General features: G+C 49.0%; 24 protein-coding genes. 16 read left to right on the forward strand and 8 right to left on the reverse strand.

Going from position 1 to position 24,502, the window contains the following annotated elements; genetic code table 11:
• Window positions 1–74: 74 nt before the first annotated feature.
• The gene (locus tag KRX19_03470; GenBank protein MBV7434077.1) at window positions 75–1,736 is read right to left on the reverse strand and encodes a formate--tetrahydrofolate ligase; all 1,662 of its coding nucleotides are present in this window, start codon (window positions 1,734–1,736) and stop codon (window positions 75–77) included.
• Between the two features lie 458 nt (window positions 1,737–2,194).
• Between KRX19_03470 and KRX19_03475 the strand changes: the two genes are divergently transcribed.
• From KRX19_03475 to KRX19_03510, 8 genes are all read left to right on the forward strand, one after another.
• Window positions 2,195–3,157 (forward strand): carbamate kinase, encoded by a 963-nt coding sequence (locus KRX19_03475; GenBank protein ID MBV7434078.1) that lies wholly within the window; start codon window positions 2,195–2,197, stop codon window positions 3,155–3,157.
• Window positions 3,158–3,172: 15 nt separating this feature from the next.
• Window positions 3,173–4,075, forward strand: a complete 903-nt coding sequence (locus KRX19_03480) for a LysR family transcriptional regulator (GenBank protein ID MBV7434079.1) — start codon at window positions 3,173–3,175, stop codon at window positions 4,073–4,075.
• Between the two features lie 24 nt (window positions 4,076–4,099).
• A complete protein-coding gene (locus tag KRX19_03485; GenBank protein ID MBV7434080.1) occupies window positions 4,100–4,690 on the forward strand; it encodes an ankyrin repeat domain-containing protein in 591 nt (196 codons plus the stop codon).
• 15 nt (window positions 4,691–4,705) lie between these two features.
• Window positions 4,706–5,548 (forward strand): DUF2877 domain-containing protein, encoded by an 843-nt coding sequence (locus KRX19_03490; protein ID MBV7434081.1) that lies wholly within the window; start codon window positions 4,706–4,708, stop codon window positions 5,546–5,548.
• Window positions 5,527–7,074, forward strand: coding sequence for an acyl-CoA synthetase FdrA (gene fdrA, locus KRX19_03495; protein ID MBV7434082.1), 1,548 nt, complete (start codon window positions 5,527–5,529; stop codon window positions 7,072–7,074). The genes KRX19_03490 and fdrA overlap by 22 nt, the downstream gene beginning before the upstream one ends.
• Before the next feature lie 2 nt (window positions 7,075–7,076).
• Window positions 7,077–8,498 carry a DUF1116 domain-containing protein gene (locus KRX19_03500; protein ID MBV7434083.1) on the forward strand — a complete coding sequence of 474 codons (1,422 nt, stop codon included), beginning with the start codon at window positions 7,077–7,079 and terminating at the stop codon, window positions 8,496–8,498.
• A 21-nt stretch (window positions 8,499–8,519) separates the two neighbouring features.
• On the forward strand, window positions 8,520–10,052 hold the full coding sequence (locus tag KRX19_03505) for a hypothetical protein (GenBank protein ID MBV7434084.1): 1,533 nt from the start codon (window positions 8,520–8,522) through the stop codon (window positions 10,050–10,052).
• A gap of 259 nt (window positions 10,053–10,311) precedes the next feature.
• Window positions 10,312–10,596 carry a LysE family transporter gene (locus KRX19_03510; protein ID MBV7434085.1) on the forward strand — a complete coding sequence of 95 codons (285 nt, stop codon included), beginning with the start codon at window positions 10,312–10,314 and terminating at the stop codon, window positions 10,594–10,596.
• On the opposite strand, the gene KRX19_03515 is transcribed toward KRX19_03510, so the two are convergent.
• From KRX19_03515 to tmpT, 4 genes are all read right to left on the reverse strand, one after another.
• Window positions 10,597–11,079, reverse strand: a complete 483-nt coding sequence (locus KRX19_03515; protein MBV7434086.1) for a GNAT family N-acetyltransferase — start codon at window positions 11,077–11,079, stop codon at window positions 10,597–10,599.
• Window positions 11,063–11,872 (reverse strand): TatD family hydrolase, encoded by an 810-nt coding sequence (locus KRX19_03520; GenBank protein ID MBV7434087.1) that lies wholly within the window; start codon window positions 11,870–11,872, stop codon window positions 11,063–11,065. Before KRX19_03520 ends, KRX19_03515 begins: the two co-directional genes overlap by 17 nt.
• A gap of 4 nt (window positions 11,873–11,876) precedes the next feature.
• Window positions 11,877–12,059: a hypothetical protein gene (locus tag KRX19_03525; protein MBV7434088.1), complete on the reverse strand. Its 183-nt coding sequence runs from the start codon at window positions 12,057–12,059 to the stop codon at window positions 11,877–11,879.
• A 61-nt stretch (window positions 12,060–12,120) separates the two neighbouring features.
• Entirely contained in the window at window positions 12,121–12,762 is a 642-nt protein-coding gene (gene tmpT / locus KRX19_03530) for a thiopurine S-methyltransferase (protein ID MBV7434089.1), read from the reverse strand.
• Window positions 12,763–12,904: 142 nt separating this feature from the next.
• On the opposite strand from tmpT, the gene ucpA reads away from it, so the two are divergent.
• A complete protein-coding gene (ucpA, locus tag KRX19_03535; protein ID MBV7434090.1) occupies window positions 12,905–13,702 on the forward strand; it encodes an SDR family oxidoreductase UcpA in 798 nt (265 codons plus the stop codon).
• Between the two features lie 171 nt (window positions 13,703–13,873).
• Here the strand turns inward: ucpA and glnD are convergent, their stop codons facing one another.
• Window positions 13,874–16,435 (reverse strand): [protein-PII] uridylyltransferase, encoded by a 2,562-nt coding sequence (gene glnD / locus KRX19_03540; protein ID MBV7434091.1) that lies wholly within the window; start codon window positions 16,433–16,435, stop codon window positions 13,874–13,876.
• Between the two features lie 115 nt (window positions 16,436–16,550).
• Complete coding sequence (gene map / locus KRX19_03545; GenBank protein ID MBV7434092.1) at window positions 16,551–17,336, reverse strand: type I methionyl aminopeptidase; 786 nt, start codon at window positions 17,334–17,336, stop codon at window positions 16,551–16,553.
• Window positions 17,337–17,577: 241 nt separating this feature from the next.
• On the opposite strand from map, the gene rpsB reads away from it, so the two are divergent.
• From rpsB to rseP, 7 genes are all read left to right on the forward strand, one after another.
• A complete protein-coding gene (rpsB, locus tag KRX19_03550) occupies window positions 17,578–18,363 on the forward strand; it encodes a 30S ribosomal protein S2 (protein MBV7434093.1) in 786 nt (261 codons plus the stop codon).
• A 96-nt stretch (window positions 18,364–18,459) separates the two neighbouring features.
• Window positions 18,460–19,338 (forward strand): translation elongation factor Ts, encoded by an 879-nt coding sequence (gene tsf, locus KRX19_03555; protein MBV7434094.1) that lies wholly within the window; start codon window positions 18,460–18,462, stop codon window positions 19,336–19,338.
• Window positions 19,339–19,581: 243 nt separating this feature from the next.
• On the forward strand, window positions 19,582–20,304 hold the full coding sequence (pyrH, locus tag KRX19_03560; protein MBV7434095.1) for a UMP kinase: 723 nt from the start codon (window positions 19,582–19,584) through the stop codon (window positions 20,302–20,304).
• 13 nt (window positions 20,305–20,317) lie between these two features.
• Window positions 20,318–20,875, forward strand: a complete 558-nt coding sequence (gene frr, locus KRX19_03565) for a ribosome recycling factor (GenBank protein MBV7434096.1) — start codon at window positions 20,318–20,320, stop codon at window positions 20,873–20,875.
• Window positions 20,875–21,582 (forward strand): di-trans,poly-cis-decaprenylcistransferase, encoded by a 708-nt coding sequence (gene uppS, locus KRX19_03570; protein ID MBV7434097.1) that lies wholly within the window; start codon window positions 20,875–20,877, stop codon window positions 21,580–21,582. Before frr ends, uppS begins: the two co-directional genes overlap by 1 nt.
• 2 nt (window positions 21,583–21,584) lie before the next feature.
• Window positions 21,585–22,427, forward strand: a complete 843-nt coding sequence (locus KRX19_03575) for a phosphatidate cytidylyltransferase (GenBank protein MBV7434098.1) — start codon at window positions 21,585–21,587, stop codon at window positions 22,425–22,427.
• Entirely contained in the window at window positions 22,420–23,772 is a 1,353-nt protein-coding gene (gene rseP, locus KRX19_03580; protein ID MBV7434099.1) for an RIP metalloprotease RseP, read from the forward strand. Before KRX19_03575 ends, rseP begins: the two co-directional genes overlap by 8 nt.
• A 73-nt stretch (window positions 23,773–23,845) precedes the next feature.
• Here rseP and KRX19_03585 read toward each other — a convergent pair whose 3' ends face one another.
• On the reverse strand, window positions 23,846–24,370 hold the full coding sequence (locus tag KRX19_03585; GenBank protein ID MBV7434100.1) for a UPF0149 family protein: 525 nt from the start codon (window positions 24,368–24,370) through the stop codon (window positions 23,846–23,848).
• Between the last annotated feature and the right edge of the window lie 132 nt (window positions 24,371–24,502).

Consider the following 24,502-nt stretch of genomic DNA (forward strand, 5'->3'; position numbering starts at 1 on the left):
ACTATCATTGCAGTGGTGCAATGATAGTGTTTATTGATGCTGGTGCTTAGAATTTGTTGGCGATTCAGCATGGCTTAGAACAGCCCGGTAATCCGACCTTCTTCATCAACCGAAATACGCTCGGCCGCTGGTGATTTGGGTAAGCCAGGCATTTTCATGATGTTGCCGGCAATAGCGACGACGAAGCCTGCGCCAGCCGATACCTGCGCATTTTCGATATGCAAGGTAAAGCCTTCTGGTGCGCCAAGTTGGCTTGGATCATCGCTGAAAGAGTATTGGTTCTTGGCGATGCACACTGGTAAGTCTGAAAAGCCGAGTTCTTCAAGCTTTGCCAACGATTGTTGCGCGGCTTTGCTGAATGCGACATCTTTGGCGCGGTAGACTTTTTGCGCGATGGTGCTGATCTTGTCGGTCAATGACAGTTCGTTGTCATAGATCGGCGCGAATTGAGCAGGGTTTTGCAGTGCCTCAAGCACGGCTTCAGCGAGTGCTTTGCCGCCTTTACCACCCTCAGCCCATACATCGCAAAAAGCGACGCTTACGCCAGCTTCGGCGCATGATTGCTTGACAGTCTGCAATTCTGCATCGCTATCGCTGCTAAAGCGATTAATCGCAACCACGACTGGGACACCAAAGCGCTGCATATTTTCAATGTGGCGGCGAAGATTGGGCAAGCCATTTTCCAGTGCTGAGGTGTCTTCATCGTTGAGTTCATTTTTTGCTTTGCCACCGTTGTATTTCAGTGCGCGGATGGTGGTGACGATCACGGCACAATCAGGGGCAATACCCGCTTGGCGGCATTTGATATCGCAGAACTTCTCCGCACCAAGGTCAGCACCAAAGCCCGCTTCGGTGACGGTGTAGTCAGCAAAGTGCATGGCGGTTTTGGTCGCGATGACACTGTTGCAGCCGTGGGCAATATTGGCGAATGGGCCACCGTGGACGAATGCCGGTGTGCCTTCGATGGTTTGCACGAGGTTGGGCTTTAGTGCGTCTTTAAGCAAAGCAGCCATCGCGCCGTGTGCATTGAGATCGCGAGCGTAAACAGGCTGCTGATCGCGGGTGTAGCCAATGAGAATATTGCCGAGGCGCTGCTGCAGGTCGGTGAGATCTTCTGCGAGACAGAAAATTGCCATAACTTCCGAAGCAACGGTGATGTCGAAGCCGTCAGGGCGGGTGACACCATCAGCTGTGCCGCCAGCACCGCTGATAATTTGGCGCAGTTGGCGGTCGTTCATATCTACTGCGCGACGCCACGTGATGCGCTTGGGGTCAATGTTCAGTGCATTACCGTGGTGGATATGGTTGTCGATCATTGCTGCGAGCAGGTTATTGGCTGCGCTGATCGCGTGAATATCGCCAGTGAAATGCAGGTTAATCGCTTCCATCGGTAGCACTTGCGCGTAGCCGCCGCCTGCAGCGCCACCTTTGATGCCAAATACCGGACCAAGCGAAGGTTCGCGGATGGCAATCGCAGCATTTTTACCGAGCTGACGCAAAGCATCGGCCAGCCCGATGGTGACAGTGGTTTTGCCCTCACCAGCCGGGGTTGGATTGGTCGCGGTAACGAGAATGAGCTTGTGATTTGACGGTGCTTTTGTGAATGGCGTAGGGGGGGTGAGCTTGGCGATGTGATGACCGTAAGGGATCAAGTCTTTTTGTTCGATACCAAGCGTGGCAGCAATGTCTGTAATGGGTTGTAATTGGGCGGCATAAGCGATGTCGGCGTCATTCATGAGTGCATTCCATATATACTGCGGTCAAGGTGTTAATTATAATGGCGGCGCTATAAAAAACATACCAATATTGAAAGATAGACTACTTGATTATCAAAGCTAGATCAGTGCTAATCGCACAAAAAAAGCTTGGTAAATGACCTTTTTGTGATTGTATAAACTAATAAATTAAGGTGATAACTCTATAAAATACTAATTATTATGCAATTATTCCCTGATGGTTTGGAGGATGCTGCAAATTAAGATAATGCAGCTATCATCTTTTAGTAAAAAAATCAAAATTTAACGGTTTTTTTAACTTTTTATTAATTTACTTAATATTTTAAATATCAGCTATCGCTTTATTTTTACCTTTAAATTCAGTTGATAACAAAATAGTTGTTCTATTTTATCGAATTAATTCGCTTTAACGGAAAAAGCTAAACCTATACAGTTATAAAAAAATATAGGGGATTTGTATGGTAAAAACAGTGGTGGTGGCTTTTGGTGGTAATGCCTTGATTAACGATTCGGGTAAAACAGCCTTTCCACATCAGTATGATCATCTTACGCAAACTGTTGGTCATATTGTCGATCTTAAAGAAGCAGGATGGAATGTGGTAGTTGTGCATGGGAACGGCCCACAAGTTGGTTTTTCCCTACAGCGTTCTGAAATAGCCAAATCAGAAGTTAGTCCGCTGCCATTAGATTATGCCGTTGCTGAATCTCAGGGGTCGATTGGCTTTATGTTCCAGCGTGCTCTGAATAATGAAATTATTCGCCGTGGCCTCAATTTACAGGTTGCTACTGTAGTTACTGAAGCACTAGTCAAAGAGGATGATGTGGCTTTTTCTCAGCCAAGTAAGCCGGTTGGTGGCTTTATGAATAAGGAAGAAGCACAAAAGGTTCAGAAGGAGCTGGGCTGGAGCGTTATGGAAGATGCTGGTCGAGGATGGCGGCGTTGTGTTGCCAGTCCAAGGCCTATCCGTATTTTGGAGCAAGATATTATTCATCAGCTCATTGATAATGGCGCGATTGTGATTGCTGGTGGCGGTGGCGGTATAGCAGTTTGTGAAGATGAACACGGTAATTTGCAAAGTCTTGAGGCAGTTATTGATAAAGATTTGACAGCTGCCTTGATAGCCGTTGAGCTGCGTGCCGATTGCCTGCTGATTCCGACCGGTGTGCCGAAAGTTGCAATACATTTTGGCCAGCCAAATCAGCAGTGGCTTGATACTTTGACTCTCGAACAAGCGCAGGAGCTCATTGATCGAGATGAGTTGGGTAAAGGTTCAATGCAGCCAAAAGTAGAGGCGTTAATGCAATATGTGGCGGCTTGTCCGAGTGGTTGTGGTGTGATTACCGATCCGCCGTCCATGCTTGAGGCACTTGCAGGCAAAAATGGTACGCGCCTTCAGGGGCAATATTATCAAAGTCAGTAGTTGAGGTGAGTAACCATGAGCTTTTCTTCCGATACGATTCGCGTACTGCAAATTATTGCGCAAACAGGCAGTTTTAGTGAGGCCGCTAAAGTTCTGCATCGTGTGCCATCAGCAGTGAGCTATACGGTTAAAAAAATGGAAGAAGAGCTCGAGGTGCCGCTGTTTGATCGCAGTGGAAAGAATGTACGCCCAACACCAGCTGCGCAATATATTATTGAACACAGTGATTGGATTTTACACGGGTTGAATGAATTAAAGCGCAATGCTACACAAATTAGCACAGGTATAGATCGCAATTTTACTATTGCTCTGAATTATATTGTCAACCCTAAGCCAATCGCACCATTACTAGAGCAATTAATCAGCAAATTTCCCGCAACCAAATTTGCCGTGCGTACTGAAGTATATAACGGATGCTGGGATGCTTTATACGAAGGCCGCGCTGATTTAGTCATCGGTGCACCACAGAGTGCTCCACACAATGATGGGGTATCTACAGAGTATCTCGGTGATATTCGGTGGTCTTTTGTAGTTGCTGCTTCTCATCCACTTGCCGATCATGATGGCGTATTGAGTGCCGAAGATGTACGCGCATATCCATCAATCGTTGTTCATGATTCTTCGGTAGCACTTAGCCCGAAAAAGACTTGGGCATTAAAAGGCCAAAAAGTCGTTTATGCCGCTGATTTGAATATGGTGTTAACGCTAATCCAACAGGGTATTGGCCTTGGTTTCCTCCCAGATAGCTTTATCGAGTCTGCTTTGGCAGATGGCAGTGTGGTGCGCAAGCAGATTATTGAGTGTAAGCAGCCTGTGCCCGTTTATTACGCATGGCGTTTGCATCATCAAAGTGTGTTATTGGATTTTCTGCTCGATATTTTGCGGAATCCAGTGTGTAAGCAGCAATGGCTGCAATAAGTTAGCAATAAAAAGGAGTGTTTTATGAGTGGGCAGGAATTGTTTCAAGCTGTCGCATCAGGTGAACAGGCTCAGGTAGAAAAGCTACTTGAGTGTGGTGCGGATATCAATAGCCGTGATAAAGGAAAGCGTACACCAATTTTGGTCGCTGCGCAGAATAAGCATTACGACTTGGTACGCTGGTTGGCTGAGCAGGGAGCTGATATTAATGCTCAGGACAATAAGTCTTTCAATCCGTTTATTCACGGCTGTATTAATAACGATTTGACGCTAGTCAAATTAATGGTTGAACTCGGTACAGACGTTACTTGCCTGACCCGTTTTGGGGGTAATGGACTGACTCCAGCAGCTGAAAAAGGGCATGAGGAGATCGTTAAATATCTGCTGGAAAATACAGATATTAATGTCAATTTAACCAATACTGTAGGTTGGACTGCATTGATTGAAGCCATCATCCTCAATGACGGCTCAGAAAAAATGCAACGTATTGTACGTACTTTGCTAGAGCATGATGCTGATCCGAATATGACGGACGAATGGGGTGTTAGTCCGTTGGATTTGGCAAAGCGCAAAGGCTACAGCGAAATTGCCGCCATCATTGAAGAATATTTATAAGTAGAGGTAGCATCGATGAGCGGTTTGATCACTATGATGGATCGGGAAATCGCAAGCAGTTATGCAGATCTAGATCAGGATTTGATACTGATTTCCGCTCATCGTCACGTCATTAATTTTCATCCTGTAAATAACCCTGACAAAGTCTTGGCGCTGGTTGACGAGGAAATTGCGCTGGGCCCCCGCCAGTTGCGATGCCGTAATTTGCCTGTAGCCGATGCCGAGGCTATCAGAAGCCTGATAGCCCGCAGTTGGCCACAAATGTTCAGTTGCGCACTGCGCTTACCAGTAAGTGCGCTCAATGTATCGGTAGTGGAGAGTGCTTGGCTGCGTTTATCGGCAGCGGCGGCTGAAGCCCCAGATGCGTTTAGTAGACAAATACAAAAGCATTTACAGCACGCCATTGTAGCTCTGCTCGCGGCACTGCAACATCCTCACCCCTTCCGTGATGATATAGACAGTGCGGTGAGTTCGTTAATCGGCCTTGGTGGTGGCTTAACCCCTAGTGGTGATGATTTTTTATCGGGACTACTGGTGGCAATGCATTTACAGAGCAGTCCGTTAAGCCAGCATTTAGCGCTACTGCAAACGGCAGTTCAGCGTTATCTCAATCAAACGCACGTAATTTCTGCGGCTTTTATCAGCGATGCAGTGCTGGCACAGGTAAGCAGTACTGTGCAGGAATTTGTCGATTGCTTGCACGATAGCACAGTGGAGCAACAACGCGTTCAGGCGTCATTAAGTAGCTTGACCGATCTAGGGCATCGCTCGGGTTATGACTTGCTCAGTGGTTTGTTGGCAGGATTACCTTTTTTACACAACAGGAGTACAGCACTATGTCCATACATAGCCAGTTGAAACGAAATACTTACGTTGACTCAGTTACCTTGATGGCTGTATCAACGGCAGCCAATCAGCTTGACGGCGTTCGCCAAGCTCAGGTTGCGATGGGCACTACAATGAACAAAACGGTGCTTGAGGAACTCAATCTACTTGATGAGACGCTCCAAGCAGCTGGTAATTCAGATTTGATGGTGGTTTGTGACTTGGAGAAAGGCATTGATGTCGATGATATTTTTGCGGCTATTGATGCGCTTCTTGCCCGTAAGCCTGAGCAAGATAAGGGCGATAGCAGTGAAATATTTCATACTTTAGGTGCTGCAGCTGAAGGCGTTCCTGAGAGTAACTTTGTCATTATTTCCGTCAATGGCGCGTATGCAGCCCGTGAAGCGCAGCAAGCGTTGCAGCTCGGTAAGCACGTTATGCTCTTTTCAGATAATGTCAGTATTGAAGACGAACGTCGTCTGAAAGCTTTAGCGCACAAGAAAGGTTTGCTGATGATGGGCCCAGATTGCGGTACGGCGATCATTAACGGCGTGGGCCTGGGTTTTGCCAATAAAGTACGCCGTGGCAATATCGGTATTGTCGCTGCATCTGGAACTGGTGCGCAGGAAATGTCCGTCCGGATTCATGAATTCGGCGGGGGGGTATCGCAGTTGATAGGCACTGGTGGCCGAGATTTATCGGCAGATATCGGTGCAAGGATGATGCTAGACGGCTTGAATATGCTGGCTGAAGATGAGCAAACAGAAGTCATTGTTCTGGTCTCTAAGCCGCCAGCAACGGAAGTGGCTGAAAAAGTACTTGCGGCAGCAGGCAAAATTAACAAGCCGGTGTTTATCCAGTTCCTCGGTTATCAGGATCAGCCATCGTGTAGTGAAAATATTCATCTCTTTGCGCATAGTAAGCCGGCAGCAATGGCCGCTGTTATTGCATCGGGTGTTGATGAAGGCAGCATTGATAAGCATGCTTTGAACTGGCCACTGATTGAAGAAGTGCGCGCCAAGCTTAGCCCCGAGCAGCGTTATATTCGCGGTCTGTTCTGTGGCGGCACGTTATGTGATGAAGCCCTCTTTGCTGCTTCAGAAATCCATCAAGATATTTATTCCAATATCCATCCTGATCCTGCTCGCCGAATCGGGCCGAAAGATGCGAGTAAAGCACATACCTTCCTCGACTTTGGCGATGATGCTTTTACCAATGGCCGCGCCCATCCAATGATCGATCCGAGTTATCGCGTTGAGCGTATTCTCAGTGAAGGTCGCGATCCGGAAGTGGGCGTGTTGTTACTCGATTTTGTCCTCGGATTCGGTGCTAATGCAGATCCTGTTGGGACGACTCTGGATGCACTGATTACGGTGAAACAGGAAGCAGAAGCGGCTGGGCGTCATTTGGAAATTCTCGCCTATGTGCTCGGTACAGATCTCGATGAGCCTGATGTAGCCAGCCAGGTAGCACGGCTTGAAGCTGCCGGCATCACCATCGCATCTAGCTCGACCAATGCTGGATTGCTGGCGCGTGAATTTGTTGTAAAAGGAGCTTGATCATGAATCAGACCGAAAAATTATTCGAACAGCCTTTAAATGTACTCAATATTGGTATCGCTCAATTCGCAGAGGATTTACGGCGTCAGCAGACAACTGTGACTCAACTTGACTGGCAGCCACCGGGCAAAGGTGATACGGCAATGGTCGCAGCACTTGCTAAAGTTGAACAGCCTGAGATCGCTGAAAAAATCCATGCAGCCAACCAAGAGGCATTAACGCGGATTACCAGTGCTCAGCCTGTCTTGACCGGATATGGGCGTGCGCAAGATGTGATTCCAGGCATGACAGGGAAAACGCTATTGCATGCAGGTCCGCCTATCGATTGGGCAAACATGAATGGCCCGATGCGGGGCGCAGTTACCGGTGCTATCGTCTTTGAGCGTTGGGCAAAAAATCTTGATGAAGCTGCTGAACTGGCAGCCAGTGGTGAAATTAATTTCAGCCCGTGCCACGAGCATCAAGCTGTTGGATCTATGACCGGTATTACCAGCCCATCGATGTACGTTCATGTGGTGGAAAACAAAACACACGGCAATATCGCCTTCACTAATCTTTCTGAGCAACTTGCAAAGATTCTGCGTATGGGGGCTAATGATCAAAGCGTGATAGATCGCCTCAACTGGATGCGTGATGTCTTCGGGCCAATACTTGCACAAGCGATGACTTTCTGCGAAGAGGGTATTGATTTGCGGCTTATGCTGGCGCAGGCACTGCATATGGGGGATGAATGTCATAACCGCAATGTTGCTGGTACCACGCTGTTGATTCAGAAGTTGACTCCGTATATTCTCGAAACTGATTTTAGCAACAAAGATAAAAAAGACGTTTTCAATTTTGTTGCATCGTCAGATTATTTCTCTGGCCCTACATGGATGGTCTGCTGTAAAGCGGCATTGGACGCAGCAGAAGGTATTGAGCATTCTACGGTGCTGACCACTATGGCGCGCAATGGCTATGAGTTTGGTATTCGTGTTTCAGGGTTGCCTGGTCAATGGTTTACCGGCCCTGCACAGCAGGTTATCGGCCCAATGTTTGCTGGCTATAAACCGGAAGATTCTGGCTTGGATGTTGGCGATTCTGCGATCACAGAAACCTATGGTATCGGTGGTTTTGCCATGGCCGCAGCACCAGCAATCGTTTCGCTGGTAGGCGGCACGGTTAATGATGCAATGCGTTACAGCAAAACTATGCGCCAGATCACAACTGGCCTCAATCCAAACGTAACCATTCCATCGCTGAATTTCATGGGTATTCCTACCGGTGTGGATGTACGCAAGGTTATTGAGAGTGGTGTACTGCCATTAATCAATACAGCGATAGCACATAAAGAAGCGGGTATCGGCATGATTGGTGCTGGTATCGTTCATCCTCCAATGGAAGCATTCACCAAAGCCATGCAAGCCATTGCAGCACAATACTAAACATCATTCAGGAGAAAAGTGATGACTACAAAATTATGGAGAAAAGGTGATTGGGCGGCATTTTTCGGGTTATTCAGTAATAACCTGACAAACTTGCTGACCATGATTGCATTACTGACGCTTGTCGTTGGTATTCCTGCTGAAGTTGTTTACGGGCGCATTGCACCAGCTTTTGGTTTGGCTGTATTTTGCGCCAGCGTATGCTACGTTATTTTTGCCAAGCAACTTGCCAAAAAAACCGGACGTGAAGACGTCGTTGCGCTACCTTCCGGGCCTAGTGCACCATCTATCTTTACCGTGACCTTTTTGGTTTTGCTACCAGTCTATCAGTCTACACAAGATTATGAATTTGCTATTCGTATTGGTCTTGTATGGGGCTTTGTCGAAGGCTTGATTCTGTTTGTCGGTGCCTTTATGGGTGACTTTTTGCGCCGTGTTGTACCGCGTACAGTGCTATTGTCTTGCCTAGCTGGTTTGGGGTTGCTGTTACTGGCGATGAACCCAATGCTACAGGCCTTCCATACACCAATTGTATCGTTCGTAGTACTGGTGCTGATTTTTATCAACTGGTTTGGGCGCTCACCAATGTTCCGTAAAGTTCCTACCGGATTACTGCTTTTAATCGTGGGTACTATTCTGGCATGGGTTTTTGGTTTGCAAGATGCTGGCGCCATAGGTAGTGCATTGTCTAGCGCAGGATTTAATCCTCCAACGCCACATATCGGTAGTTTCCTTGAAGGAACCAAAGTCGCTGCACCATATTTGGCTTCGGCTGTCCCACTGGCATTGGCCAACTATGTCTTTGACCTTGAAAACATCGAAAGTGCGCATGCTGCGGGTGATCCCTATCCTACACGCCGAGTGATGATCGCTAACGGTGGTTCAAGTATGTTCGGTGCGCTGATGGGTAACCCGTTCCCGGTAACCGTATATGTTGGCCATACTGCATACAAAGAAATGGGTGCCGGTATTGGTTATACCTTGGCTACAGGTGTGGTTATGTTGCTCGTCTGTATGTTCGGCCTCGGCGCATTCCTGCTTTCACTGATTCCAATGGCAGCGATCGCACCAATCCTGATTTTCATCGGTATTGTGACTGCAAATCAGGTTGTACGTGAAACACCAAAATTGGAAGTTCCAGTGATCTTTGTCTGCCTGTTCCCATGGATTGGCGCATGGGCACTGACTTTGGTTGGCAATACCTTAAAGAGTGCTGGTACCAATGCGATGAATGTTGGTTGGGATGTTATCGAGCGAAGTGGTGTGGACTATACGGGCCTTTACCATCTCGGTAGTGGGGCGCCATTATCATCACTCTTGTGGGGATGTATTGCTATCTTTGCTATCACCAACGAACCGAAAAAAGGCGTTATTGCAGCATTGATTGCAGCAGGACTGGCCTATTTCGGTATCATTCACGAGCATGTGCCTGTAGTTGGTGGCGAAGGCCCGACTATGTTTATGATTTCATACCTCATGGTCGCCGGATTGTTATTGCTCAAGCATATTCTCAATCAGCGTGAGCAGCAGCATCAACCTTCTCCTAATAAATAATCCAACATTAGAGAGCTGAAGGGCGCTTGCGAAAGCGCCCTTTTTAGTGGTTGCTAAACCAATAAAACTTCTCGGATTCGTAAAAACCGACCTGTGCTTGGGATTGCCTGTGTTTTTATCGGCTATAGGTAAATAGGTTTACGATACGTATTATTTGATTTACTTGGGCATAAAGGCACTGCTATCAAAGCAAACCTCTTATGAGTTTAGTATGCCTAATTTATTGGGTAAGTGCGAAGTGAGATAGTGCAAGCATTATCTGAGTGGCTTTATAGTTGGTATCAGTGATCCCAAGGCAATTTTATTTTTTACTGCGTTGTTCCCGCAATTTATTCAGCTTGACAATGCGATGTTACCGCAATATCTGGTGTTCGTCAGTACTTTTGTGATATTAGAGCTATCATGGCTGTTATTTTATGCACATTGGAGGACGCGATCATCGGCATGGTTGCTGAAAAAAAGCCGTGCCAAATTGTTTAACCGGCTGACGGGTACGGTATTTATTGGTACAGGAGTGCTGCTATCGACGTCCGAAAAGACTTGATTATTTAATACTGTAACGCATTAGTGTATTAGCGAGGAGAGTGTCTTGGGTTTCGTGCTGTTGGCGTTTGATGATGGTGAAGCCATGACGGGAGAATATAGGCAGGGCAACGTCCGAGGCGTGGACGGTTAAGGTATCAATATTGTGTACCTTGGCGCTGTCGATGGCGTGGCGGATAAGTGCGCTGGCGATGCCTTTGCCTTGGTGTTCGAGATCAACATAGCAGCAATCGATATACGCATCTTTATAGATTAGTTCGAGGAAGCCAGCGGCTTGATCGCTGAGGCAGGCAACAAATGGCTGAGTCTGCGCAAAGCGTTGTTGCCAGAAGTCGAGTGTTTTGTTGCCCGCCCATGCGCGCTTTTGTTTGGCGTTGTAGAGGCGTTCATCTATTGCCATGATCGAGCGGTGGAAGATGTCGCCGAGAATGGCGGCATCTTTGTCATGATAAGGGCGGATCGTGAGGTTATCCGCTGTGTTCATTACTTTCGTTGAGGTTGAAGAAGCGTTGTGCGTTGGCTGTGGTGATATTTGCGACGTGTTCACGGCTTTGCTCACGACATTCGGCGACAGTATCGAGGACGTAAGTGAGATATTGCGGCTCGTTAGTGCGTGGGGTGGGTTGCAGGTTTTTCGGGGTGAGGTAGGGTGCGTCGGTTTCGAGCATCAGGCGATCGTCGGGGATATAGGCGACGATGCGGCGCAAGTCTTCGCCACGCTTGGGGTCGCATACCCAGCCGGTGATGCCGATGTATAGTCCGAGTTCGATGGCGCGTTCGAGTTGTGCCTGATTGCCGGTGAAACAGTGCCAAACTGCGCCCGTGAGCTCGGGTAATGCGTCGGCAAGAATAGAAATAAAGTCATCGTAGGCATCGCGTTCGTGCAAAAAGATGGGTTTGTCGACGGTAGCGGCGATGGCGAGCTGGTCTTCAAAGCAGCGGCGTTGGTTGGCGGGTGTGGCAAAGTTGCGGTTGTAGTCCAGCCCCATTTCTCCGACGGCGACGACGCGCGGCGCTTTGGCCAGTGCTTGCAAGGCGGCGCGATGGCTATGCGGTTGCCATTCATTGGCGTGGTGTGGATGGTGTCCTGCGGTGGCGTAGAGCTCGCTGTATTGATTGGCGAGCTCAAGCGCACGCTGGTTGCTGTCAGGGTCAGTGCCGGTGAGGATTTGCGTGTGCACACCCGCAGCGTGCGCGTCGGCAATGATGAGGTCGCGATCGTGATAGAGGCGTTGGCTGGTCAGATTGCAGCCGATATCGATGAGGTTTAGCGGCATAGCGTTAGAGCTTAATCAGAATATAGACAAGCAGGATGACGCCGCCCATCAGCATGGCGTAAGTGCCCCAGTGCTGTGGCGCTTCTTTACTGCGCTGCATCAGTTCTTTTATGCCGCCACGGTTGCGGTACATCATCCAGATAAAAAATGCGGCGACTGCTGCGCCGCCGATGGCTGTCCAGTTCATAGATTGTCCTTGGTTATTTCGTGGTTGGCAAGATAGCGTAACGCGCCGCTTTTTTCAAAGATTAGCGGTGTGGGGTAAGCTTGTAGATGGTCTCTGTGGCGGGGCAGGTTTGTTTGAAGTCCGGGATGGTTATCTGTTCGAGTTGTTCGATGTGATGGCTTGCAGCGTAGTGTTGGCATATTTCTTTTTCGGGGACGGCAAATGGTGGGCCACTCATGAGCGCTTGGTCGTAGTCGAAGGTAATCAGTAGTTGTGCGGCATTGTTGGTGAGGTGGTGCAGGTGTTCGCTATAGCGTGGACGCAGTTCGGGCGGTAACGCGATCAGTGCGGCACGGTCGTACACGGCGTCAATATGGTCGAGATTGCTTGGGCTAAGGTCAAAAAAGTTGCCGATAAAAATGTCGAGTTGTTCTGTGTGGCAGTGGGTGAGATTGCCATTAATGGTAGTGCTGGTGGGCGTCAGGTTGAGTTGTGTAAACAGTTGCTCGATGGCAAGTGGGCTGAGTTCGCAGCCAATGACGTGTGCGCCTTGCTCAAGCAGCCAGCCGATGTCGTGGCTTTTGCCGCATAGAGGCACGAAGATACGCGGTTGTTCAGGCAAGGCAAGCTTTGTGTAGTGGGTGGTGAGCATCGGGTGTGCTGTGGCTTGGTGAAAGCCGATGCGGTTTTCACGCCAGCGATTATGCCAATAGTCGGGGTTCATGGTTAGTCCGGTTATTGTTGGAAGTCACTATAGGTATTCTGTGATTAATCAATAGTATTAACGTTAGTTAAACAAGATTGTTAATCCGTTTATATATAGATAGTTTATTACAAGATTTATGCTAAATCAGCTAGGAGTAACCATGGCAAAATTAAGTGATAAAGTAGCACTGATAACCGGTGCAGCGGCTGGTCTCGGTGAAGGTATTGCCGAAGTTTATGCGAAATATGGTGCTAAGTTGGTGCTTGTCGATGTAGATACAAGTGTTGAGGGTGTCGCAGAGCGTTTACGCAGCACACACGGTACAGAAGTAGCGACATTTATTGGTAGTGTGGCTGATGGTGATGCAATGCGTGCGGCGGCAGCACTTGCGGTAGATACGTTTGGCGCGCTTGATGTGGCGTGCTGCAATGCCGGTGTTTGCCGTTTGGCACCATTTGAAACGTTTAGCGACGAATTACGCGATTTCCATATTGATGTGAATATTAAGGGTGCGTGGAATACAGCCCAGGCGGTTATTCCGCAAATGCTCAAGCAGGGGAAAGGTACTATTGTGCTTGCCTCCTCGGTAACTGGTGATATTGTCGCTGACCCGGGTGAAGCGGCTTATGCGATGACCAAGGCTGCTATTGTCGGGTTAACCAAATGTCTGGCTGTGGAATACGCACCGCATAATATCCGCGTGAATTGTACCCAGCTTGGCTATGCGCGTACGCCAATGGTCGAAAAGATGGCGCAGGAATCCAATCCCGATAATCCGGAAAGTGCGATTGAAGATATTGCCCGTAATGTACCGATGCAGCGCTTGGCAAAGCCTGTCGAAGTGGGCGAACTGTTTGCCTTTTTGGGTAGTGACGAGTCGAGTTACCTGACCGGCAGTCAGGTGGTGATCGACGGCGGTGCAACGTTGCCGGAAACGCCTTCTATCGGTACGGATTGATACTTTTGGGCACTGAAGCAGATGATTTTTTTATTGGATTATGCAAAGATCATCGCTACACCATTACTGATCAACTGATGCTGGCAATAATGGCTCATTCATTCGTGGCAATGATGAAATCCCCCTTTGTGACAAGGGGGGATTTTTTTGCTTTCTTTGCTGTCGCAAAAATTAGTCTAGTAATTGATGCAAGCGGTTACTGAGTTGGGTGAGTGTGTCAGGGCTGATGATCGCCTTGTGGTCGGCGGTAGTGAGGTAGAAGGTGTCTTCGACTTTTTCGCCGAGGGTGCTGATTTTGGCGTGTGCGAGATGGATGCCTTGTTCGAGGAAGGCACGGCTGATGATGGACAAGAGGCCGTGGCGGTCTTTGCAGGTTAGGTAGAGGATGGTGCGCTGTTGTTGCACGTCCTGTTCGATATCGATGCAGGTATCGGTGTTGAAGTGTTTGAGTGCGCCATGGCTGAGACGCTTGGCGAGTGGTTTGGGGGCGTCGTGGCCGGTGATGTCGTGTTGCAGGGCGGCGAGTGATTCGTCGGTGAGTGGCGTGCGGTCGTTCAAGGTATATTGCTGGATGGCGAGTTGGTCGTCGAGGCTGCGGTAGAGGCGCGCCTCGACGATGTCGAGGTTGTGCCGTTCCATGCAATGGGTGGCACGGGCAAAGAGGATGTCGCTGGCGCTGGGGGCGCTGATAAACAGGCGTGGCGGGTGGTCTTTGGTTTGGCTGACGGCGGCTTGGTTGCTGTGTTCGAGCAGGTGGCGGGTTTTGGCGGCAATGACGGTCGGGTCTTCGTTGAGGAAGTAGCTGTCGGGTAGGTTTTGCCAGCAGTGCTGGACGCTGGTTTCGTTTAGGTCGGCGAGCAGTGGTGCGGTTTGTTGTTGTGCGTGGGTGATTTGTGTGGCGATGTCGGGTTGTTGTTGCTCTAAGGCTGTGCGTACGAGGTGGTAGAGGGTGTAAAGCAGATTGGCGCGCCAGCTGTTCCACAGGCTTTGGTTGGTGGCGGTAATGTCAGCCATGGTTAAAAGGTAGAGTGCGTCTAGGTAGCGACGGTTGGGAAATTTGGTGGCAAAGTCGCTGATGACATCAGGGTCGGAAAGGTCCTTTTTCTGTGCGGTAATGGACAGGGTGAGGTGTTCCTGTACGAGGAAGGTGAGCAGGTCGGCTTCTTCTTTGCTGATGGCGTCGTTTTCTGCGGCGAAGTCGGCGGCCATTTGTGCGCCGATGTCGCTGTGGTCGCCCTGATAGCCTTTGCCGATGTCGTGAAAGAGTGCAGCAAGGTAAAGAGTAGCGGGTTCGCGGAAGTCGCGCATGATGGTGTGCGCGTCTGGGTAGTCGGGTTGTGGTTGTTTGAAGCTGTCGAGGACGCGCAGCAGGCGCATGGTGTGCTGGTCGACGGTGTATTGGTGGAAAAGGTCGTACTGCATACGCCCGACGGTGTGCCAGAAGGTGGGAATGTAGCGGTAGAGCAAGCCAAGGCGCAACATGCGGCGCAGTTGACGATAGACGTTACCGGGGTGGTTGAGGATGGCGAGGAAGTCGCGGCGGATGTCGGCATCGTGGCGGTATTCTTGTGTGATGATGTGGTCGCGCTGGCGGTGCAGTTGGCGCGCGAGGTCGGGGTGGACGCCGTCGATGTCGGGGTGATTTTGCAGGTGTTGGTAGGTGCGTAGCAGGAATTCGGGGTGCTGGTGCAGTTGTTCTGGATGGCGTAGGCTGAGGCGGTTGTGGTGGCGGATAAAGTGGTTGTCGACGGGGATGTTGGGCTGTTCCGGTTGGTGGGCAATGTCGATGATTTTGACTGCGAGGCGGTTGATGCGGCGGATACGGCGGCTGTTGCGGTAGTAAAAGCGCATGAATTGTTCGATGGCCTGATTTTCGGGCTGGTCGTGGTAGTCGAATAGTTTGGTGAGGTGTTTTTGCTGGTCGAAGGTGAGGCGGTCGCAGTGATTTTTGCAGGATAAGTGCAGGGCGAAGCGGATGCGCCATAGGCGCTCGCGGCATTTGACCAGTTCGTCGTGCTCTTCCTGACTGAGGATTTGTCGCTTAACTAAGCCGTTGAGGTCGCGTTTGCCGTAGCAGTAGGCATTGAGCCAGCCAAGCATGTGGATGTCGCGCAGGCCGCCGGGGGCTATTTTGACGTTGGGTTCGAGTCGCCCCATTTGTTCCTGCTTTTCGTCGCGGTGGATTTGCTCGTCGAGCTTGGCAGTGATGAAGTCGGTCGGGGTGAGAATGGTGCGTAGTCGGTCGGTGATGTGGCTCAACAGGGTTGAGTCGCCGGTGATGAGGCGTGACTCGAGCAGGGCGGTGACTTTGTCGGTGTCACTGCGAGCGTCAGAGAGGCATTCGTCGGGTGTACAGACGTGTTGCGCGATGGGTAGACCGAGTTGCCACAGTTGCTGGATAAAGTTACCGATGGCGGCTTGGTTTTGTTCACCGTCGCGGTGCAGGATGAGCAGGTCGATGTCCGAGGCGGGGAACAGTTCGCGCCGTCCGTAGCCACCGAGGGCGACAACAGTGGTCGATAGGTCGGGGAAATTGTGTGCGTGCAGGGCGCTGATGATGCAATCGAGTTGTGCGGTTTGGTGTAGCAGCAGGGCGATGACGTCAAAGTAACGCGCGATGTGGGTTTGCTGTGCGGCGCGTAAGGTCTTGAGATAGTGCGCTGCAGCGTTGGCGAGATCGTCACCATTGTTATATTGACTGGGCTCAAAGTCGGGTAGCGTGGTTGGTCTCATGATGATGGTTTCCGTGCGTAAGTCTGTGATTCAATGTTGGCGTATGTCCGACTACGATACGCAATAATGTGGCCGTGGTGCGTGAAGTAATGCACCACGGCCACATCCTTGCTACTTATTTTGCAGCTTCGCGCTCTTTGGCACTGAGCGTAAATACTTCGTAGCCGTCTGCGGTGACAGCCAGCATGTGTTCCCATTGCGCAGATAAAGAACGGTCGCGGGTAACGGCTGTCCATTGATCCTTGAGGATTTTGAGCTGTGGCTTACCAGCGTTAATCATCGGTTCAATGGTGAAGGTCATGCCTTCTTCAAGCACAACGCCCTGTCCGGGTTTGCCATAGTGCAGGACTTGTGGGTCTTCGTGGAAATTTTGCCCGATACCGTGTCCGCAGAATTCACGCACGACGGAAAAGCGCTCGGCTTCGGCAAAGGTCTGGATGACGTGACCGATGTCGCCAAGCGTGGTTCCGGGCTTGACGATTTCAATACCGCGCCACATCGCTTGGTAGGTGATGTCGACAAGGCGTTGCGCAAGTACGCTGCCTTCGCCGACGATAAACATGCGGCTGGTGTCGCCGTGGTAGCCGTTGGGCTCGATGACGGTGACGTCTATATTGACAATGTCGCCATTTTTGAGTTTTTTGTCCGACGGGATGCCATGGCAGATAACGTGATTGACCGAGATACAAGTTGCAGCTGGGAATGGCGGGTGGCCATAGCCAAGGCAGGCCGGTACGCAGCCTTGTACGTCAGTGATGTATTCGTGGCAGCGTTTGTCGAGTTCAGCTGTAGTGACGCCTGTGACAACGTACGGAGTGATCATATCGAGTACGTCGGCTGCGAGGCGGCCGGCTGTGCGCATATGCTCAATAGCTTCGGGGGATTTTTTGATAATGTTCATAAACTTTTTTGGCAAAAACGAGCGGATATGGTATAAAGCCCCCCGCCGAAAGGCAAATATAGTTTGGGGAAGGAGGTCGACGAGCATTGTCGGCTTTAGTCTTGCCCATGTTGAAAACACACAGACACCGGCACACGCTTCCGGGTGCTGCTTCGGCAGTGGAGGCGTGGGATAGATGGTTGGCATTTGTCCGAATGGGTGTCTGGAGGCTCAACCCTTTAAAAATACTTTGGAGTAATACATGAGTTCAGTAAGTCTTCGCGAACTGTTTGAAGCAGGCGCACACTTTGGTCACCGTACACGTTTCTGGAACCCTAAAATGGCGCCATACATCTATGGCAAGCGTGGCGATATTCACATCATCAACCTTGAGCAAACTGTTCCTATGCTCAACGATGCGTTGAATTTTATCGGTACTGTTGCAGCTAATGGCGGCCGTATCATGTTTGTTGGTACCAAGCGTAGCGCTAACGAATCAATCGAAAAAGCAGCGACTCGTTGTGGCATGCCTTACGTCAACTTCCGTTGGCTCGGTGGCATGATGACTAACTTCAAAACCATCCGTCAGTCTATCCGTCGCCTCGAAGAAATCGAGAAAATGGGCGAAGATGGCACATTCGACAAACTGGCTAAGAAAGAAGTCATCATGCTTGGTCGTGAACGCGACAAGCTGGCTCGCGCTTTGACTGGTATCCGCAATATGCGTCAATTGCCAGATGTCTTGTTTGTTGTTGACGTAGGTCACGAGCACATCGCAATCAAAGAAGCCAACAAGCTGGGCATTCCTGTCGTCGGTATCGTTGATACCAATGGCAAAACTGAAGGCGTCGACTACATCATCCCAGGTAACGACGATTCAGTTCGCGCGATCCGTTTGTACGTTGAAGCTGTAGCTGATGCGATCGAAGAAGCCAAAAAGTCTGTCACTACCGGTGGCGAAGAAAATGCTGAAGAGGCATTGGCTGAAGTAGCAGAAGCTGAAGAAAAGACTGAAGAGAAAGCTGCTGACGAAAAAGCAGGCGAGTAATATCCCTTAAACTGCCGATGCTTTATCGGCAGTTCCGTTTTTATGATGCAGCGCGGGTCCGCGCTGCCTTCCGTATTCAAAATTCTGGAGAGTATTATGGCGATTACCGCACAACAAGTTAAAGAGCTGCGCGAGCGTACTGGCGCAGGCATGATGGAATGTAAAAAAGCATTGACTGAAACCGGTGGCGATATCGAAGCTGCCATTGAGCATATGCGTAAGACTGGCTTGGCAAAAGCTGAAAAGAAAGCGGGTCGTGTTGCTGCTGAAGGTGCATTGGTCGTTTCTATCAGTGATGATGCCAAAGTGGCCACCATTCTTGAAGCGAACTGTGAAACTGACTTCGTTGCCATGGGTGATGAGTTCCGTACATTTGCTGGCCGTTTGGCTGATATGGTTCGTGAACAAGCCATTACTGATGTTGATGCACTAAATGCAGCTGAATATCAAAATGGCGTTACCGTTGACGAGCGTCGCCGTGAACTGGTTGCGAAAATTGGTGAGAATATGGCTATTCGCCGCTTCGAAACCCTGCGTGCTGATGAAGGTGTGATTGGTGCTTATCTGCACGGCCAAAAGATCGGTGTATTGGTAGAAATCAATACTCAAGATGAAGAGCTGGCTCGCGATTTGGCAATGCACATTGCTGCTAGCAACCCACAAGCTATTGATGCCGATGGCCTGTCTGCAGAGCTGGTAGAGAAGGAAAAAGGTATTCACCGCGCTAAAGCTGAGCAAAGTGGCAAGCCTGACAACATCATTGAAAAAATGATTGAAGGCAGCATGCGTAAGTTCTTTGGTGAAGTCACGTTGCTTGGTCAGAAGTTCGTCAAGAACCCTGATCAGAGCATCGAGCAATTGCTGAAAGAAAAGAATGCACAAGTTAAGCGTTTCATTCGTTTTGAACTTGGTGAAGGGATTGAAAAAGAAGAGTCTGATTTCGTTGCAGAAGTTATGGCTCAAGCCAAAGGCTAATAATGATTGAGAAACAACCTCACTCGTCAGCTGAACTCAGCAAAGGGCGTGTTTGTTTCTATTGGTCGAATACTTATATGTGCTTAAATTGCATAAGGTAAGTTATTCAAGCCGCCGTTATACGGCGGCTTTTTTTGGTGTCCTGCGCCACTTTTAGATAAAGCCTTGTACACTAGACAGTTGGCTAGGGGTTGCCCGGTGCAAATTCTGCGGTTTTACCGCTGATTCTTTTAGGAGAGAACAATGAACGATAAAAAAGCAAAATATAAACGTGTGCTACTGAAAATGAGTGGCGAAGCCCTAATGGGTGATCAGGCTTTTGGCCTTAATCCTGAAGTTGTCAGTCGTATTGCTGCAGAAGTTAAAGAACTGAGTAGTGCAGGGATTGAAGTTGCAATCGTTGTTGGCGGCGGTAATTTGTTCCGTGGTGCCCAGCTTGCTGCATTAGGCATGGAGCGAGTGACTGGCGATAATATGGGTATGCTCGCCACTGTCATGAATGCATTAGCATTGCAAGACGCGATGGAGCAGATTAATGTGGAAGTACGGGTCATGTCTGCATTGCGCATTGATCAGGTATGCGAGCGCTTTATTCGTCGCCGTGCAATCCGACATTTGGAAAAGAAACGCGTGGTTATTTGTGCAGCCGGTACTGGTAACCCGTTCTTTACGACTGATTCAGCCGCCAGCTTGCGCGCTATTGAGCTAGAGGTTGATGCGATGCTCAAGGCCACAAAAGTGGATGGCGTCTATTCGAAAGACCCAAAATGCCACGATGATGCGGTAAAATACGAACACCTTAGTTACCAGCAAGTTCTGACAGATGGCCTTCAGGTCATGGACGCGACTTCTATCGTGATGTGTCGTGATAATGACATGCCACTATTGGTATTTGATATGACCAAACCAGGTGAGATTGTTCGCGCAGTCTACGGTGATGATGTTGGTACAGTTGTACACGCTTAAGGAGCTTAATTAAATGATTAATGAAATAAAACAAGACGCAAAAACGCGTATGGAAAAGTCGGTAAAAGCTTTTGAAGATGATTTGACCAAAATTCGTACCGGACGTGCGCACAGCAGTTTGCTTGATCACGTTGAAGTAGAATACTACGGTTCAATGGTGCCACTTTCTCAGGCGGCAAACGTGTCTGTTAATGATTATCGTAGCCTCAGCATCCAAATTTGGGAAAAGGATATGGTCAAGGTAATTGAAAAAGCATTGATCAATTCAGATTTGGGCTTAACGCCAAATACTGCTGGTCAGACTATTCATATCAACTTGCCACCACTGACGGAAGATCGCCGCAAGGAAATGGTTAAAATCGTGCGCGGTGAAGGCGAGCAAGCCAAAGTGGCTATTCGCAATATTCGCCGTGATGCAAATAATCAAGTCAAGCAGTTGGTTGCTGATAAGGAATTTTCAGAAGATGATCAGCGTCGCTCAGAAGCTGAGATTCAAAAGTTGACTGACTTGCATATTGAGAAAATCGATGCAGCGCTCAATGAAAAAGAACAGGAATTGATGGAAGTCTGATGGCGTCTGCCTCTCCTGAAATCCCAGCACATGTTGCCATTATTATGGATGGCAATGGTCGTTGGGCGCAGAAACGCCTACGCCCTAGAGTATTGGGGCACCGTGCTGGTCGTGATGCGGTAGAGCGTTGCGTGGAAGCTTGTGCGGAAGCAGGTATTTCAGTTCTTACGCTTTTTGCGTTCAGCACTGAAAATTGGCAAAGGCCAAAAGATGAAGTCAATATTCTTATGGACCTTATGTCCCGTGCATTACGCGAGTATGTGCCCAAGCTTGTTGAGAACCAAGTGCGGTTGCAAGTACTCGGTGATCGCGAGCAGTTATCGCCCGGATTGCGCAATGAAATTGCCACTGCTGAGTCAAAAACTGCTAGTTGTGGACGTATGGATCTCATCTTGGCGCTTAATTACAGTGGCCGCTGGGCAATGCTTGAGGCGGCTCGCACCGCTCAGCGCGAGGGTGTTTTGCTAGATAGCGAAGCAGCCTTGCAAGCTTGCTTACCAGAGCCACGGTTACCTCCGGTTGATTTGCTGATTCGTACCAGTGGTGAAATGCGTATCAGCAATTTTTTATTGTGGGAACTTGCGTACGCAGAGTTGTACTTTACGGATACGCTTTGGCCAGATTTCAATGCGCAGCATTTAGATGCTGCACTTGCAGCTTATGCCAAACGCGATCGCCGCTTTGGTGGATTACCAAATAAAGGATAATTATGCTCAAACAGCGAATACTGACAGCACTTATCGTAGGCCCTATTTTTGCTTGGGTGACTATTTGGGCAAATAACACGGTCTTTAATGCATTCTGGGCATTAGTTGTTGCTTTAGCTGCTCGTGAGTGGGCTCGCCTGATTGGATTGCGCGGTTTTTCCGCGGTTTTTTTTGTCATCATTACAGCAATGATCAGCGCATTGGGGATGTATGCCTCGCTTGATTTAGTCACTTGGCATTGGACGATTCCCATCATGATCGCCACAGTCTCATTAGCCGCATTCATGTGGCTGATTCTGGTTCCGCTTTGGTTGCGTAGTTACGCTCAAAAAGGGCGTATTCCTTTGCCAAATATAGTATTGGCGATTATAGGCTGTGTACTTTTGTCCGCATTTTCGCTAGCTATGATGGTATGCCGTGCGCATGTTGGTGGTGTCGGGCTATTTGGGTTATTTGTATTGGTGTGGTGTGCTGATATTGGTGCGTATTTTACCGGTCGTCGCTTTGGCAAGCGACCATTGGCTGCGGCGATCAGCCCGAAAAAAACCAAAGAAGGGTTTTGGGGTGGATGGCTATTCGCAATGAGTGTTGCTGTTGTCTATTACTTTGTGGTCAATCCTCAGCTTTCGGCAGCCAGCTTTTTCCTGACGACTGCCTTGGTATTGGTATATGCAACAGTTGGCGACTTATTTGAAAGTATTTTGAAACGCCGCTGTGGATTTAAAGACAGTGGCCGTATTTTACCGGGGCATGGTGGTGTACTTGATCGTATAGATAGCTGGTTGCCAGCTATGGTGTTATGGTCAAGTGCTTTTTTCTTTTCAACGGTACTAACGCATGTTTGACATTTTGTGGGGCATTTTAGGTTTTGTCATCACTATTGGGATATTGGTCGTTATTCACGAATATGGCCATTTTTGGGTAGCGCGCAAGTTTGACGTCAAAATTCTGCGCTTTTCGCTTGGCTTTGGTAAGCCGCTGCTGAGCTGGCGTGGTAAAAAAGACGGCACACTCTATACTTTGGCGCCAATTCCGCTTGGTGGCTTTGTGCAAATGTACGGGGAGGATGAGCGTGAGCCTATCCCTGAAGTAGATAGATCGCGTACTTTTGCTGCTAAGCCTGCATGGCAGCGATTTTTGATAGCATTCGCTGGCCCTGCGGTTAATCTGATTTTTGCTGTACTGGCGTTTGCCGGATTATTCATGATTGGCGTCGATGGTATTAAGCCACAAGTTTCTTACGTCGCACCGGACAGTATTGCAGCTCAAGCCGGTATTGAAGCGGGTGATGTGATTCGCAGTGTTGATGGTAAAGAAACGCTGTTGGGCATGGATGCACACGTTGCACTGGTTAGTGCGGCAAGAGCACCTGTTGAAATTCAGTACAGCACGCCAAACCAGCAAGTTCGTACTGCGACTTTGGACTTATCCGGATTACGCGCTGGCGATGAGCTAGACATGGCAGCCACAACGGGATTGTATTTGGCTGATGAATGGCAGCCTGCGATGATTGAAGAGGTTTTGCCAGATGCACCCGCATCGCAAATTGGTTTGCAGGCTGGTGATCAGATTATTGAATTAGACGCTGTGCGTGATCTTGACCTGTTCCGTGCCAACGATTGGATTGCGCTGCATCCTAATGAACAAGTGACCATTACGGTTTTGCGTAGTGGTAACCGGATAGAATTGACGGGGTCGCTTGGTGAGCGTGAATATCAAGGCAGAACCATTGGTTACTTGGGGATACGCTGGCAAGCACCAGATTTTGCTGACTTACGCACAACAGAGCGTTATGGTTTTTTTGCCTCTTTGGGTAAAGGGATTGATAAAACGTGGTACTACACCCGTTTGACGTTCAATATGTTTGCCCGAATGATCAAGGGAGAAGTCTCTATCGACAATATGGGCGGCCCGCTGACGATTGGGGATGCCGCTGGGAAAACCATTCAATACGGCTGGGATATTTTCTTAAATTTTCTTGGTATCGTCAGTTTATCTTTGGCAGCCATCAATTTATTGCCTATTCCAATGCTCGATGGTGGGCATATGTTGCTGAGCGCCATTGAGATGATTCGTGGCAAGCCTTTGCGTGAGCGAACCATGATGTGGGTTATGAGAGCGGGGCAGGCTGTCGTGCTGAGTTTTATGGCATTTGTCATCTTGAACGACGTACACCGCTATCTTTTTTGAAGATATAGCAACGAGCTATTCAAGACTTTTTTGAGATTTGTATGTTGGGCATGAAATAACATGCCCATGCCGCTTATTTAGCTGATTGTTTTGGAGTTCTGACATAGGCGTAGATCATCAATGCGCCCATGCGGCAATGTTCTTCAAGTTCTGCAAGTAGTAGTAAATTTTCATCACTGTCGGGGAGCTGGGTGTCGAGTTCAGCAAATGCATCAAGGTCGGCAATAAATTCAAGGCAATCTTCATCAAGGTTGACCAAACTGCGTTCACGCAATGAGGTGATGGCTATTTTGAATCCTTGTACCCAAAATGTCAGGGCTTCAGCACGTTCTGCTGGTGTTGCTTCTTCCGGTAGCATCAGTTGGAAGCGTAGGTCGTTCTTTGCTAGTGCTTGATCAATGTGTGCGACTAATGCTTGCATTGTTTTTTTTGCAGTATCGTCGATATTTGTACCAGGAAAGAGCAGTATCTGCCAGTCATCAGCGTGATTGCCTGCGACAAGTGCTGTCAGCATGCCATGTGCTTCGGCTGGTGCAAACCACCAGTCTTGGTGCTCAATGAGCATTTGCATGGCTGCGTAATCAAGCGTATCTGTCATGGGTGATTCCCTTGCTAAAAAGGGTTAGTATATATAACTTTATTGAGGCTTCAATATGGGGACTTTGAAGCCTTATACGGTATTTTAGTAGGCAAAATTTGTCTGCCTCCAACGCAAACTCACAACAAGGTT

The sequence above is a fragment of the Cardiobacteriaceae bacterium TAE3-ERU3 genome (assembly GCA_019218315.1).
In the GTDB taxonomy this organism is placed as follows: Bacteria; Pseudomonadota; Gammaproteobacteria; order Cardiobacteriales; family Cardiobacteriaceae; genus JAHUUI01.

Coding starts and splice junctions, on each gene's coding strand:
- frr (MBV7434096.1), top strand. CDS start 20,318: ATGATTAATGAAATAAAACAAGACGCAAAAACGCGTATGGAAAAGTCG.
- KRX19_03515 (MBV7434086.1), bottom strand. CDS start 11,079: ATGAACACAGCGGATAACCTCACGATCCGCCCTTATCATGACAAAGAT.
- map (MBV7434092.1), bottom strand. CDS start 17,336: ATGAACATTATCAAAAAATCCCCCGAAGCTATTGAGCATATGCGCACA.
- KRX19_03520 (MBV7434087.1), bottom strand. CDS start 11,872: ATGCCGCTAAACCTCATCGATATCGGCTGCAATCTGACCAGCCAACGC.
- pyrH (MBV7434095.1), top strand. CDS start 19,582: ATGAACGATAAAAAAGCAAAATATAAACGTGTGCTACTGAAAATGAGT.
- KRX19_03490 (MBV7434081.1), top strand. CDS start 4,706: ATGAGCGGTTTGATCACTATGATGGATCGGGAAATCGCAAGCAGTTAT.
- KRX19_03475 (MBV7434078.1), top strand. CDS start 2,195: ATGGTAAAAACAGTGGTGGTGGCTTTTGGTGGTAATGCCTTGATTAAC.
- KRX19_03485 (MBV7434080.1), top strand. CDS start 4,100: ATGAGTGGGCAGGAATTGTTTCAAGCTGTCGCATCAGGTGAACAGGCT.
- rpsB (MBV7434093.1), top strand. CDS start 17,578: ATGAGTTCAGTAAGTCTTCGCGAACTGTTTGAAGCAGGCGCACACTTT.
- ucpA (MBV7434090.1), top strand. CDS start 12,905: ATGGCAAAATTAAGTGATAAAGTAGCACTGATAACCGGTGCAGCGGCT.
- KRX19_03505 (MBV7434084.1), top strand. CDS start 8,520: ATGACTACAAAATTATGGAGAAAAGGTGATTGGGCGGCATTTTTCGGG.
- tsf (MBV7434094.1), top strand. CDS start 18,460: ATGGCGATTACCGCACAACAAGTTAAAGAGCTGCGCGAGCGTACTGGC.
- rseP (MBV7434099.1), top strand. CDS start 22,420: ATGTTTGACATTTTGTGGGGCATTTTAGGTTTTGTCATCACTATTGGG.
- fdrA (MBV7434082.1), top strand. CDS start 5,527: ATGTCCATACATAGCCAGTTGAAACGAAATACTTACGTTGACTCAGTT.
- KRX19_03525 (MBV7434088.1), bottom strand. CDS start 12,059: ATGAACTGGACAGCCATCGGCGGCGCAGCAGTCGCCGCATTTTTTATC.
- KRX19_03480 (MBV7434079.1), top strand. CDS start 3,173: ATGAGCTTTTCTTCCGATACGATTCGCGTACTGCAAATTATTGCGCAA.
- uppS (MBV7434097.1), top strand. CDS start 20,875: ATGGCGTCTGCCTCTCCTGAAATCCCAGCACATGTTGCCATTATTATG.
- KRX19_03585 (MBV7434100.1), bottom strand. CDS start 24,370: ATGACAGATACGCTTGATTACGCAGCCATGCAAATGCTCATTGAGCAC.
- glnD (MBV7434091.1), bottom strand. CDS start 16,435: ATGAGACCAACCACGCTACCCGACTTTGAGCCCAGTCAATATAACAAT.
- KRX19_03500 (MBV7434083.1), top strand. CDS start 7,077: ATGAATCAGACCGAAAAATTATTCGAACAGCCTTTAAATGTACTCAAT.
- KRX19_03575 (MBV7434098.1), top strand. CDS start 21,585: ATGCTCAAACAGCGAATACTGACAGCACTTATCGTAGGCCCTATTTTT.
- KRX19_03470 (MBV7434077.1), bottom strand. CDS start 1,736: ATGAATGACGCCGACATCGCTTATGCCGCCCAATTACAACCCATTACA.
- tmpT (MBV7434089.1), bottom strand. CDS start 12,762: ATGAACCCCGACTATTGGCATAATCGCTGGCGTGAAAACCGCATCGGC.